Consider the following 13,176-nt stretch of genomic DNA (forward strand, 5'->3'; position numbering starts at 1 on the left):
CTAAATCAGGAAATTTGACAGGTGACGGCCGAGATCATTGCCGCGCCTGTTTAAGGGAGCCCGGATACAATTTCTCCTGTCGCGTCCAAATGCCTGCGCGGTAACCTTGCCTGTGGATACCACAGTGCCGGATCGACGCGAAAATATATGGACATTTGCCGGTAAAAACGGCATAAAAACTTTAGATCGGCGGACGATAAGAACGTCTCCTATGACTTTTTCGGCTGACTTGGCTGAATTTTACACAATCTCTAGCCGATTGATTTCATTGAGATAAAGCCTCAATCAGAAGCTATCCCTCTCTTTCCTGCCGTTAGCCCTATAGGAGGGCCGTGCGCCGTCTTTCGCATCAACCAAAACCGTGGTCGATGCGTCTCAGCAGACTTGATCAGGTCTGCGTTAAACCAGCGCTCCGTATCGAGGCCTAGGCGGAACCGGATATCAATCTTTCCACATTGAAATTAGAACCGGCTAGGCCACCTTTGGCGCGGTCGTATTTGCCCGCAGAAGGCTCATAAGCATGGGACCGATCGCAAACTCTCCTTTCTCCGTTCGCCGGGTCAGATCGCGAAGATAGCCGCCGGCTGAATTGATGTATGGGGCGCGTTGGAGGATGCAGGCGATGACGGTGGCAGCATTTTCTGTCCCCATGATCCTGCAGGCCTCCTGATAGGCTCCAGGGCTGATATCGAGTGTTGATTTGACGATGATCGAGGCTGCAAGCAGATCACGCCAGTTGTTGATAGTCCCTGCTGGTCCATAGGACATGATGTCCGGACAAGCGCGGAGAATGAGATCCAGTGGGAAGGACTTTAGCTCCATCGCAGTCTCGTTACGAGCTTCAACGCGAAAGCTGCGCATTGTTGAGGATATTGGTTCGATAACGCCCGGAGATGTTGCCGCTTCGGGCGTCTGTGGTGTTGTCCGTGGAAATACGGTCTCGTCCAGTGGCATTTCTTGCTGTCCGGCCTCGGTTTCAGATTCAATTAGGGATTCGGAGTCTGAATTCTGTATGTGCCGCTCATTTTGATAGGGATTGCCGCTTAGTTTCGTGGCTTTTACATGTGTTTCCAATTGGTTGATGATTTGGTCGTGCAGGCGGCAAAGTTTATCCAGGAGAACGTCCAGCTCCATTGCGGTGGGAGATCGCGAAACACCGTCAATCAACGCACGGAAAGCCACGTAGACGGCTTCCCAAGGGCCTTCCACAGCTTCGGCAATGGCAGTTTCGATCAGTTTGGTGATATCGCGTCTGTGGAGGCTAATACGCTCGCGCAAGCTCTGCATATGGAGCCGTTCGGCCGCAACCCGAGCGGCGAGATGTTCGATCTCTTCGGCGCGTGCGAGAAGAGGCGCCAATGAGAAGCCATAGGCCTCATTGAGGTCCCCTGCCCTGCTCCGACGAGCATAACGCTTGCCGTTGGGGCTATCCCTGCGTACCAGAAGCCCGGCAGCGATCAACGCAGCCAAGTGGCGGCGAATGGTCTGCTCGGCCATCCCATGGGCGCGCAACGAGAGCTGCGCGTTCGAGGGAAACACGATCAGGTTGGCGTCATCCGATAGTTCGTTTTTCGGATAGAAGCTTAAGAGCGCATTGAGAACTGCAAGCGCACGATCAGTCACCCCGAGAAGAGGCTTGGCTTCACAGAGCGCGCGATAAATCTTCCATTTGTCGACGGACCTGATGCCCTTCCCATGCTCGGCTTGTCTTTGAGCCATCAACATGGCAAGCGTCATCGGCCGCCGCCCAAAAGGCGTCGTCACATATTCGGCTTCCATTTTCTTTCACCTACGTTGTGGCAAAAGAAGACAGCTCACCAAAACGGCGTCAAAGACTCTTGACTGTGATTCGGGGAAATGCGATTCTCGATTTGCTTAAGATCAGAGAAGGGCTTCCACGACGACGTCGTTTGGGGGCCTTTTTCTTTTGCGGGTTACGTTTCCTTTCCTTGCTGAAACTCGTTGAAGAGAGATTGCAGTCTCTCCTGCACGAACTCGTCAAAACCGGGCGCAGCCTTGCTGTCGAAAACAAAAGTGGCGCGCGCCGGGGTTCGCTTAAAGGTTACCGGAACTCCGGCTATGGATGAGGGAGCTGCAGTGCTCTTGCCAGAAGCGGGCTTACCTGTTGCCAGAGCGAGTGCCTGCTGGAAGCGCTCATCGCTAGACATCTTCCGATAGTTGTCCGCGGACAACTCGGCAATGATCGGCTCGGAAGCGATGCTCTCAAGGCGTTCTCCCAGCTCCAGCCAACGTCTGCGGCCGATTTCAGGAGCAGGCCCGATCACGCTGATAAGCGGCAGAGGCACCTGTCTCGTGACGATCAGCATCTTGGAAAGCGCTGCCTTGTCCACACCGAGTGCGGCCATGATGATATCGCGGCCGAAACCACGCTGCTCGAGGCGCAACGCAAACAACGCTCGCTCGACATAGGAAAGATTGGTGCGTGCGCTATTTTCCTGGCCCTGACTAACCACCAGCTGGTCATCCGTGAGCTGACGGACGACAGCGCGCACTTTGATGCCGAGTTCCTTCGCGGCTGCCAGACGACGATGACCGTAGGCAACCTGAAAGCGCCCCTTGGACTCCGGATGCGGTCGCACAAGGATCGGAACCTGCTGGCCGTGCTCGCGTATTTGCTCAACCAGTTGGCCGAGCTCAATGGGATCTATTTCGAGGCGATCGGTAACGAAGGATCCGTCGATGACATCGGGATCGATGTCGACGACCGTCTGCCCTTCCGCCAGCTGCCGTTCGAGGTCGCTGGCGCGTTCCATCTTCTCCGTGATGTTTCCGAGTGTCCTCGTAATGCCGCCCACGGGACCACCACCCCTCGCCTGCGGCAGGAAGCCTGCAATCGGGCGATTGTCCTTTGCCGCTGGCGCATCCGTGCGCGCCGTGTTCGGCGCCGAAATTTCAAGAAGGTTTTTGCGCGCCATCTATTTATTTCCTTCCCCAGGTCAGGCGGAGATGCATCTCGATCTCGCTGTTGACGAGATTGAGCGAATCCAGAGCCCGGTCGTAGGTACCCCTGGTGAATTGGGCACGATCGACCTCATAAAGCGTTTGTTTGGTGACACCGGCATCGGCAACGGCCGTCGATTTGACCATGGCATTCTGCAGCATGCGATTGCCGAAGATGGCTCGCATAAAGCCTGTCATCTGGCTTTGCGGCCCGTCGTTCGGTTCGAAACGAGTGACGAGATAGCGCATCCAGTCGTAGCTGGTGCGCCCGCCGGCATTCTCGACCACGGACATAAGCTCGCTCGTCATTGTCAGGAACTGCGACATCGACATGACGTCGAGCATCTGCGGATGAACGGTGATGAGGATCGACGTCGCGGCGCAGAGCGCAGACATCGTCAGGAAACCCAGCTGCGGCGGGCAATCGATGACAACTACATCGTAGAAACTTTCGATCTCGGTCAGAACCTCACCAATGCGAGCAAAGAACATGGTCTCCGCACGACCTGCCGCCATTGCGCGCGGCGTTTCGTGCTCGAACTCCATGAGCTCGAGATTGCCGGGGATCAGATGCAGGTTCGGCGTATAGGTCGAGCGGACGATATCGGCGATCGGTCGCGGCTCTTCATAGCGTATGGCGCCATAGAGGGTTTCATTTTCACCGACATCAAGTTCCGGCTGATGACCGAAGAGGGCAGACAAGGAGGCCTGCGGATCGAGATCGATGGCCAGTACGCGATAGCCCCTCAGCGCCAGATATTGGGCGAGGTGAGCGGCGGTGGTGGTCTTGCCCGAACCGCCCTTGAAATTCATGACCGAGATGATCTGGAGCTTTTCCGACCCTCTGCGCCAGGGAACATATTTAGGTGTCCCGTTGCGCTCATCCAGTACCTTGCGGATGCGGTCCATATCCTCGGCGGCATAAAGCCGGCGCCCATTGGAAAGCGGGTCGGGTCCATGGCCTTCGGCTGCGATCTGGCGAAGATAGCCCTCGCCGATGCCGATGAAGGCTGCAGCTTCGGCCGGCGAAAACATCCGCATAGTTTTCTGTGACTGAGGCGGGAAGATCTTTGCCTGATGTTGCTGGAGCTGATAAGACAGTTCCTGCGCATCTGTCGCCAGAAGCGTTGGAAGGTGCTCTTGATCTTCTTGTAGCACGAGACTCGGCTGCATGGTTGTTTTCCCAATTAACTGCGCAATTGTGACAGAATGCTACTGAACTACGCAGTTACAATATGCTCCGATTCGTGTCCGTTTTACAAATGCTTAGATAAAAGGCAGTTTTTGATGCGTTTTTACGCATCAACAGCATGCGGCGACGTTCGATCCGATGCCGCTTTACTATTTCGGCGAATTAGGTAAGGCCGATCTGGATAGCGATTCGCATCCCAATTTTCATGAACGAACGGCGAGTGGTCCGCGGACCACTTTCGCTGAAGACCAACAGGATTCTGGAATGGTCGCGTCCAAGCGTGTCGCTTCGTGAACGAAGCTGATAGGCCGGTAGTCCGCGGACTACCGGGACGCAGCCGGAACTGCTGTCAATTGTATCGACTGTATCGACGCACCACCACGCCAAGGGCGCAGCGTTTCCATTACGGTCGTTACAATGGAGGCGAGGAGGATATGAGGCGATGCGCCCAGGCGCATCAGCGGGCGGCGCGATCGGAGCGTCGGCCGAGGAGGGAGGCTCGAATGAGTTCTGCTTTGCTCAAAGCTGGCGGTGGTGGCGGCTCTTCGCGTTGGGCTGCAGCCTTGGCCTGCGTTTGGCGCAGCGTGATCAGGCGCTGCTGTGCGGCAAGCCTGTCTTCGGCCGAAAGCGGCTCGACGGGATTGCCGGCGAGATCGTGCCGCATGGAATTCGGCTGGGCGCAGGCATGATAATATCGTTTGGAATGCAGAAACGCGCTGGTGGAGCGACGCAGAGACATGACTGGCACGTCAGGTTTCAAAAGCGGACGGATTTCATTCCAGAGGCCAAGCGCAAAAGGACGGATAGGGTCGCCGGCTTTGGCGGGTAGGATGGCGATGGGGCGAAGCAAGAGCGTGTTGATCGCAGCTGCCTTCTTGACATCGAGTTCGGTCGCCACGATCGGCTCGCGATTGGTTGTCCAAGGTTCTTCCATCAAATCGTTCCTCTGCGTGCAATTCCATTACGGACTGATTGTGAAGTGATTTTGACGGGATGGCAAAGAAATCTGTCCCGCTTGTTCGCCCTCACGCCAAGCCGACGTTCATATATGAGATGGTGCAGCCTGCAGCAAGTTTTTGGTTAACGAGATTTTTATAGTTGGACGGCTAGCTTTCGCGAAGCCGCGATAGGTAGCGCGTACGCGGCGCATCTTCCCTCAATCCCGAATTTGTAACAAGCTGCCTGCGAAAATGTCGCAGGGCTCTGGTTTGCGCGGGTTGGTGTGTTCAAAAGGGGAGGGGCCTTTTATTCGGGCGGCTGCAAACCAAATGCTAGCGGAGCAAGTCACGGCCAATAGGCGATGGGTCGACGGTACTCCTTATATTTGCGGTTGTTCAGGTTGCCTGGTGAAGCTGCGTCCTTCGAATAGTCCGCGCGCAGTGTGGTGTAACAGAGTATTGCATGGGTTTGGCCTTCGCTGCTCCACGCCAGCTGTTGGCTTCAAATGTCGGAGGCTCTCCATTGCAATTCTCCGGCGCCGAGTAGCATCCTTCATCGGCAAGGCAGCGAGGGAGCATTCGTATTTGAGGGATGCTGCAGACGGAGAAGCGGTTGCGAGAATGAAGCCGTCGAGGGCAGGGGGCGGGTATCGCGCGGGAACGCGCAAATCGCGTCTTGCGTCGTAAAGCCAAACCGGCGCCCTTCGGTCCATTGAAGAGGGCTGCTCTATATCAGGGTGCGTTTTCTCGCAGGTTGAAGCACATTCCGCGACCGTCGTCATCTAATCTGTGAGCCCGGTAAAAAATCTGGAGATAGTTGCTATGGGCGACTTGGCTGGCGGCGATCGTAGCGATAGATACAGCAGCACGGTCGACACGATCCAAGTTCGAACGGCTCGTCAGTCATTGGGGGAAGTCTTCTTGAGCATAGCAGCATCCCTTTCACTGGGCGTCGTTGTTTCACTCACGCTCGGTTCGAGTGCGTTTGCTTTCGACAAAGCTTCCTTCTTCGAAGCCGCCCTTTGCAAGCCGCCTTATTCGACTACCAGCGCGACAAAGATGTATGATGAGGCTGAAAAGCTCGCGAAGGCGGATACGTCGCTCATGACGGCTGCCGTATACAAAATGTCTACGGACTTTGGCCGCCAAGGCTTCAAGACGAGTGAAATCGTCTTCGCCGGAACGAGCTTCGGTATTCTGGTCGAGGGCTTGCGGGCGGACGATCTGGCTAAGACCTATCACCTGACACCGGATGGGCTTGGCAATCTCCTCGGCACCGCAACGAAGTCATATGGGCGCGCTTTGCGCAAGGCTGAGCAGCCCGCGGCCGAGATGGGAGTAGTCTCCGTGGTCGCCCGCGAATCCGCGGTCTTCCCGGGCAAGACCCTGCTGGCTTGCGAGTTCGTCTCGCATGAAGACCTCGAAGCCATGAAGAGCATGCAATCACCGCCGAAGTAGTGCGCGCCAGGGTATGGGGCCGCTGCTTTTTCCTGCGGTTGGAAGGCAACGGCAATGGTCCTCCGCGGAAGAGGAACCTTGGGGCGCAATCTGTTTCTCCGAAGCGGCTCTTGGTTCGAGAGTTCGGTATTCTGTTTCTCGGCATTGCCAAACCCGATTGCAGGGATGCTGGCGTGTGGCGGAAGCAAAATCTTAAATAGCTTCGGCTAAGCGAAGTATTAACCATAATCTCAAGCTATTGTGAAACCTGCGGTTTGACGCTTCCGGGCAGCAGCAACGCTATTTGGAGCAGCAAGGGTGATCGTTTTGACTTGGAAGCCGACAGACGCAAAATGCCGCTGCTGACTGAATTGGCGGCCGCGCCAATCTGACGATCATCCTTTAGGACCAAGATTTCCCGCCTTGCATCGCCGGTATGTTACAGGAGAACCGCTATCATCTCTTTGAACCGCAAGTTCCGTAGGAAGCCTAAAGTCGAACTATGATGCGGTCAGCTCAGAATGATAGGCTCCAGCGATCCGCAGCGCCATTTGCGCCATTTGGTCGTCAGCTATACGCAGAACGCCGTGCTCCGCCATCAAAGCATGGTATTGCTGCTCCTCGAGCGGCACACCTGCAGGCAAGGGGACGACATGAAAATGTAAGTGGCTGTTGGCTTGTCGGCTGCCGAGTGAAAGTACGTAAATTCGCTCGGCGTCAAACACCTTTTTGAGGGCGCGAGACAACAGATGCACCCTTTCCTGTAATCGGAGATACTCTGCCGTCGACAGATCTTGAGCCAAATCCTCGCGGTGCTCTCTCGGACAGACAAGGCAGTAGCCAGGCAACGTTGGATACTTGCTCAAAAAGATAATCGTTTCGCCGTCCTCAAAAATGCGGTGATGAAAGCAAGAGGGATCATTCTTGACCAAGCCGCAGATGAAGCATGGTTTTGTTTCGCTGTCGTGCACATAGGTCTTGAGATCGAATGGTTGCCGGTCGCTCATTTTGAACCTCCGCCCTGTTGCTCGCACAGCGTATCGGCTTTCAATCTAGCGCATCAATTCAGGTTGTGAAGTTGCTCTAGCAACGCCACCCATCCCGCTCCACGTAGCGTAGCAAGGGAACGGGGAGCAGATTGGATGGCGTGTTCAAACTTGGTGGAGCGAACGGCAAACGTCGCCCATCAATTGAGCGATACATGCTTTGTGCTTCAGCAGGGAGCAGAATTCCAAGCTGCTAGCGCCCATGATATGACCGATGTGCTGCAAGTTTGCGCCAGCGGACTATCCATCTCCCCTCAAAACGGAATGGTGCGGTCAGCTTCAGATCATGCTGAAGCGGCGTCATATCCTTTCCGACCAAGGCGTCCACCTGAGGGCAAATACGTTTCCCGGCCCATGCACGGCGGCGAAGAGCAGTCCCGCTACGAAAACGAAGTGATCCACGAAGAAGCCGAATTCAGCTTGGTTGCCGGCCCACCGGCCCGGACCATGGAATGAGAATCCAAGAAAGATGACATACACGGCTGCAACGAGCGTCGCCGGGACGAACAAAGCACCGGTCAAGAAAGCGACGGCAAGCAGCACTTCAAGGATTGCGGCACACCAAGCCAAGAATAATGGAAATGGAAAGCCGGCGGCAGCGATGTAGCTCGCAGTCGCGCCCATATCCATAAACTTGAACGAGACGGCCATCACAAAGACGGCGGCGAAGATGAGGCGCGCGATGAGAATGGCGGCTGTCTGCCAAATTGATTGAGCGTTTTCCACGATATCCCTCCAGGTTGACGCGGTTGATATTCCAAGGACGGCCAACCGAAGGTGATTCCGACAGGGAGGATGAGAATTATTTGCCGGACTCCCGTGATTGTCCGCTCATGCCGGAAGTATGGCTCGTGATGACGTAGCGATCGTTCTCGTCGAGTGCGTCCGGATCCACCAGAACGACGGAAGGCTCTCCGGCGCCGGATATCAGAATGAAAGAATAGGGATTCGTTGTCTCGTCGTTGGCAACTAGGAGCGATCTCTGGAGCAGTCGTGCTAGTTGGCTGGCAGCGTCCAGAAGAAGCGGCGGGTGCAGGTCACTGGAGTGATAGATGCTGATGATCTGCGAATAGTCATCGAAAGCTTCCGACGTCACGAGGCATGTTGCCGGCATATCCGCGATTTGCGCTATGTCGTGGATTACGTCCACGCTGTCGGTATCGACACTGAGTACAGTCGCGATGGAACGCCGCAGAAGATCATCGTCAGCATGCTTTTCAAGAGCGGCATCAAACCAGATCATTGTCCGCGGTTCCGATTTTCAGGATTTATGTCACGCAGGCGCCTTTATAGCCAAAGCTCTTCCGTCGCTTCAAAGTTCGAAAACCCATCAGAGTCGTGGTCGCTATTTGCGTCGCATCGCAAGACATGTCGTCATCGACGATTACGACGTCATCATCCACTCCATCAAGGCATTCTGGGCATGAAGCAAAAATGCTTTGGCCACTCGGCTTTGGCAGGCTGGATGCAGCATTGCATCCGCCGTCAGTTCCTGACCTCTCGTGACTGGCGGGCATGGCAAAAAGATAGCGCCTTGCTTTCCTTCGTTGAGAAGCGAAGCCGACACCCGATACTCGGCCAACGCATCTTCTTCCGCGTCCGTTGGCCATGAATCGGTAATGATGACGTCCGCATCCAGCAGATGGCGAATGTCCCTGCTGCTTTCAAAATTCGGGCTCAGAAGGTCCGGGTCGGTGACGTGCCAGCGCTCCGGATAGACCTGGACGACGTGCATCGGCATCGATCGTGATGCCTCGGCCCATGATCTCAATATATTGGCGTCTGGCGCAATTCCGACAACCTTGAGGCCATCAAGCGTTCCTCTTACGCTCTTGATATAGGCAAGATCGCCAAGCGTTTCGCAAGGGTGATTGGTTCTTGTTCGGGCATTGATAACGGGTGCTTCTGCGGCGGCTGCAAGCTCATGCAGAGTAGCAAGCTCCTTTGTCCTGACGACAAGAAGATCAAACCAATTATCGAGGTAGCCCGCTAGATCGGCTGTGGGTTCGCGAGTACTGAAGCTGATGGGAGGTTGAGCAGATATGCCGCCCATCGCCTTCACGCCGAGATCGAAAGCGGTCGTGTTTCTCCATCCCGTGTCGCAGACAATGATGCCCACGCGCTTGCCGAACAGGGCTTGTGGCATCGTGCGTTCATGCCAATGCTTTGCAAGTTGGTCTGCCCGGTCAATAATCCCTAGGATAACGCTCGGGGGCAACGAGTGAAACTCGAGAAAATCTCTGTTCGACATAAAATTCATAGCGTGTTCAAGGTTGAATTCGGCAGCTTTCTGCAACGGAGGCGAGGCGTTTACCCTAGGCAGTTTTCGATCCGGCGCAATGGCGGAGAAGCGTCAGCCGACCGGTGCTGCCTTGATGCCAGTCCCGCCCATGGCGGTGATCTGCTTTCGGCGAAGACTTATCGCAGATGCTGCTTTTCAAGATCTTTAGCAGCCCCATTGGCAAAATCTTTAGATCGTCCGGAGTATTGAGGCGGCAATGCTTTCCGGCTGCTTTGGTAGTTTTCGATGATCAATGAATTAGATATGCCGACGGTGCTCTTTCTCCAAAAGACATCCTATATCGCTGGTGCGGTGACTTTGGGTTATCTGAAATATAGCTCGAATGAAAGCCGCGGCGTTGGTCTGCTTGCCTCAAGTTTCGTAATTCTCGCTGCGGCATCAACATTGGCCGGATATGCCGAAACCTATCCGGCATTCTATGCGCCTCTCAGCCTTATCAATCTCGTTTGCGCCGTGCTTGGATATTCGCTGCTCGGCTCATCTTTCGTAGTGATCAGCGATCCCGACAGAAAGGTGATACCGGCTCTTGCATTGCTGCCTGCGCTGCTGACTTTGCTCGTCGGAGCTTTCACGGCATTTCATTTGAACAATACATATCGGGCGGTGACATTCAATTCCCTCGGCAGCGTGATGCTTGCCGGCGCGGCGATCGTCATATTCAAGGATTCCTTCCGCGAACCGCTGCCGATCAGAAAATTCGTTGCCGCAATATTATTGGCCTGCAGCCTGCTATCGCTGATAATGGCCTTCGAGTTCTCGTTCCATTCCTTTGTCCTTCTCGATGTGGCGAGCGGCTTCCTGCTGATGATCCTTTCCAAGTTCGTGCTGGCGCTGTCGATCGTCATTTTCATAAGCGAGCGCCAACAGATAAAACTCAGACAAACAGCCGAGCGAGATGGTCTGACCGGTCTTTATAATCGCCACTTCTTCAACGAGAACGCTTCCGCACGGCTTCGCGATGGAGATGCCATTCTTTATCTCGATATCGATCACTTCAAGCATTTCAATGATCGCTGGGGCCATGCGGCTGGAGATGAAGTTCTCGTTGCAGTATCGCGAACGATAGAGGCGATCCTGCCGTCGTCCGCCATTTTCGCGCGGCAGGGAGGAGAGGAGTTCATAATCTTTCTTCCTTTGAAAGCAGGAGAGCCGCTTATCCAGGCCGAGCGCATTCGAGAAGCTGTTCAGCGAACCCGATTTCCGGATCTCGGTGCCGATGTGGTGGTGACGACGAGCATTGGCATTTCGAAGGTGAGCCGGAAATGCAGGTCTCTTGCCGAGCTTTGTCGCGAAGCGGATCGTGCCCTCTATCTGGCGAAGGCAGGCGGACGAAACCGGATCTGTGATGCGAGCAGCGACTTTGTCGCCGAAGTTTACGTTCGCTCGGCGTAATCCTCGATTTTGGTAAAGGCCCGGAATGCCGGGAAGCGGCGTTGATTTAGCTGGCATGCCCCTTTATTTCTCACGCTGAAAGAAGAGGTCAGTTAGCTATGGATAATGAAACAAGCCTCCGAAACGAGCGCAAGCGCGGCTCCGGCGTGAAGGTGGTCTATGATATCCTGCGGGACGAAATTCTGGATCTCGAATTGCCGCCTGGCAGCCCCATCGACGAGGTGCAGCTTTCCGAACGCTTCGGCATGTCGCGCACGCCGATCCGCGAGGCGCTCGTGCGGCTGGCAGGCGAGGGGCTGATCGATACACTGCCCAACCGCTCGACCATGGTCTCGCAGATCGATTTTCTCAACATGCATAGCTATTTCGATGCGCTGGTGCTGATGTATCGGGTGACAACGCAGCTTGCCGCCAAATATCACCGTCCGGAAGATCTCCAAGGTGTGCGCGCGCTTCAGGCTGAATTTGCCGATGCCGTCGAAGCGCAGGATGCGCTCGCCATGATCTCCACCAATGCTGCGCTTCATCTCGCGATCGCCGAGGCTGGCCGCAACCCCTATTTCACCAGCCTCTTTTCGCGATTGCTAGATGAGGGCCGGCGCCTCCTGCGCCTCTATTACCAATCCTATGACGATCGTCTGCCGCGTCGTTTCGTCGAGGAGCACGATGAAATCATTGCCGCCGTCGAGGCGCGGGATACGGAACTTGCCGAGCGCCTTGCGCGCGAACATGCCGAACAGATCGTCGCCCAAATCCAGAAATTGCTGATGCGCGGGGACCGTCTCGACGTTAGTCTTTGATTCGCATATTTCTTGTCGACAAAATAAATACAAAGGTATATCAATGCTGCGAAAACGGTGAGGCGCGGTGGCGGATGCTGCTGGGCTGATAGCCGATCCACCCCCGGCCCAAGAGGATAGAAAGATGAAGTCCAGCATTTTCTCCGGGGTGATCCCGGCCTTGATGACTCCGTGCAAAGCCGATCGCAGTCCCGATTTCGATGCGCTGGTGCGCAAGGGCAAGCAGTTGATCGCCGAGGGCATGTCGGCTGTGGTCTATTGCGGCTCGATGGGCGATTGGCCGCTTTTGACCGATGCGCAACGCATGGAGGGCGTCGATCGTCTGGCCAAAGCGGGCGTGCCCGTCATCGTCGGCACCGGCGCCGTCAATACGGCATCGGCCGTAGCCCACGCTGCCCACGCCCAGAAGGTCGGTGCCAAGGGGCTGATGGTCATCCCCCGCGTGCTGTCGCGCGGCTCGGTGATCGCTGCCCAGAAGCCGCATTTCAAAGCGATCCTGTCGGCCGCACCAGATCTTCCGGCCGTCATCTACAACAGCCCCTATTATGGTTTTGCAACGCGCGCCGATCTCTTCTTCGCGCTACGCGCTGAACATGCCAATCTCGTTGGCTTCAAAGAGTTCGGTGGCCCGGCCGATATGCGCTATGCCGCCGAAAACATCACCAGCCGCGATGATGACGTGTCGCTGATGATCGGTGTTGACACGGCGGTCTTCCACGGCTTCGTCAATTGCGGTGCAACCGGCGCCATTACCGGCATCGGCAACGTGTTGCCGAGGGAAGTCATTCATCTCTGCAACCTCGCCCAGGCCGCAGCCAAGGGCGACGTCGATGCGCGCCAGCGCGCGCTCGAGCTGGAGCAGGCGCTTGCCGTTCTGTCTTCTTTCGATGAAGGTCCGGATTTGGTTCTCTTCTTCAAGCATATGATGGTCCTGAAGGGAGATAAGGAATATGAGCTGCACTTCAACGAAAGTGACGTCTTGAACGATAGCCAGCGCGGCTATGTCGAGGCGCAGTTCAAGCTTTTCAATACTTGGTATGCCGAGTGGAGCAAGCTTCCGGGTGCCGTTGAAAAGTACAAGGCCTAAGCTCTTACGATAGCTTAGATG

The 13,176-nt window shown here is 55.6% G+C and carries 12 protein-coding genes; 4 read left to right on the forward strand and 8 right to left on the reverse strand.

Going from position 1 to position 13,176, the window contains the following annotated elements; translation table 11 throughout:
- Positions 1-471 precede the first annotated feature (471 nt).
- From repC to FBZ97_RS10485, 4 genes are all read right to left on the reverse strand, one after another.
- On the reverse strand, positions 472-1,779 hold the full coding sequence (gene repC / locus FBZ97_RS10470) for a plasmid replication protein RepC (RefSeq protein WP_145319140.1): 1,308 nt from the start codon (positions 1,777-1,779) through the stop codon (positions 472-474).
- Between the two features lie 155 nt (positions 1,780-1,934).
- A complete protein-coding gene (repB, locus tag FBZ97_RS10475) occupies positions 1,935-2,936 on the reverse strand; it encodes a plasmid partitioning protein RepB (protein ID WP_113329496.1) in 1,002 nt (333 codons plus the stop codon).
- Between the two features lie 4 nt (positions 2,937-2,940).
- A complete protein-coding gene (gene repA, locus FBZ97_RS10480; protein ID WP_069610191.1) occupies positions 2,941-4,134 on the reverse strand; it encodes a plasmid partitioning protein RepA in 1,194 nt (397 codons plus the stop codon).
- A gap of 476 nt (positions 4,135-4,610) precedes the next feature.
- Positions 4,611-5,087, reverse strand: a complete 477-nt coding sequence (locus FBZ97_RS10485) for a ProQ/FINO family protein (protein WP_145319143.1) — start codon at positions 5,085-5,087, stop codon at positions 4,611-4,613.
- A 925-nt stretch (positions 5,088-6,012) separates the two neighbouring features.
- On the opposite strand from FBZ97_RS10485, the gene FBZ97_RS10490 reads away from it, so the two are divergent.
- Complete coding sequence (locus FBZ97_RS10490) at positions 6,013-6,549, forward strand: hypothetical protein (protein WP_145319146.1); 537 nt, start codon at positions 6,013-6,015, stop codon at positions 6,547-6,549.
- Between the two features lie 479 nt (positions 6,550-7,028).
- Here the strand turns inward: FBZ97_RS10490 and FBZ97_RS10495 are convergent, their stop codons facing one another.
- The 4 genes from FBZ97_RS10495 to FBZ97_RS10510 form a co-directional block, all read right to left on the reverse strand.
- The gene (locus FBZ97_RS10495; protein ID WP_145319149.1) at positions 7,029-7,535 is read right to left on the reverse strand and encodes an HIT family protein; all 507 of its coding nucleotides are present in this window, start codon (positions 7,533-7,535) and stop codon (positions 7,029-7,031) included.
- A 339-nt stretch (positions 7,536-7,874) separates the two neighbouring features.
- On the reverse strand, positions 7,875-8,300 hold the full coding sequence (locus tag FBZ97_RS10500; protein ID WP_183808836.1) for a DoxX family protein: 426 nt from the start codon (positions 8,298-8,300) through the stop codon (positions 7,875-7,877).
- 76 nt (positions 8,301-8,376) lie between these two features.
- Entirely contained in the window at positions 8,377-8,817 is a 441-nt protein-coding gene (locus FBZ97_RS10505; protein ID WP_145319152.1) for a hypothetical protein, read from the reverse strand.
- A gap of 141 nt (positions 8,818-8,958) precedes the next feature.
- A complete protein-coding gene (locus FBZ97_RS10510) occupies positions 8,959-9,834 on the reverse strand; it encodes an ornithine carbamoyltransferase (RefSeq protein ID WP_145320029.1) in 876 nt (291 codons plus the stop codon).
- Positions 9,835-10,101: 267 nt separating this feature from the next.
- On the opposite strand from FBZ97_RS10510, the gene FBZ97_RS10515 reads away from it, so the two are divergent.
- From FBZ97_RS10515 to FBZ97_RS10525, 3 genes are all read left to right on the forward strand, one after another.
- A complete protein-coding gene (locus FBZ97_RS10515) occupies positions 10,102-11,268 on the forward strand; it encodes a GGDEF domain-containing protein (protein WP_145319155.1) in 1,167 nt (388 codons plus the stop codon).
- A 98-nt stretch (positions 11,269-11,366) separates the two neighbouring features.
- Positions 11,367-12,068: a GntR family transcriptional regulator gene (locus FBZ97_RS10520; RefSeq protein ID WP_113329490.1), complete on the forward strand. Its 702-nt coding sequence runs from the start codon at positions 11,367-11,369 to the stop codon at positions 12,066-12,068.
- A 124-nt stretch (positions 12,069-12,192) separates the two neighbouring features.
- A complete protein-coding gene (locus FBZ97_RS10525) occupies positions 12,193-13,155 on the forward strand; it encodes a dihydrodipicolinate synthase family protein (RefSeq protein ID WP_145319158.1) in 963 nt (320 codons plus the stop codon).
- Positions 13,156-13,176 lie beyond the last annotated feature (21 nt).

Source organism: Rhizobium sp. ERR 942 (genome assembly GCF_007828395.1).
In the GTDB taxonomy this organism is placed as follows: Bacteria; Pseudomonadota; Alphaproteobacteria; order Rhizobiales; family Rhizobiaceae; genus Rhizobium; species Rhizobium dioscoreae.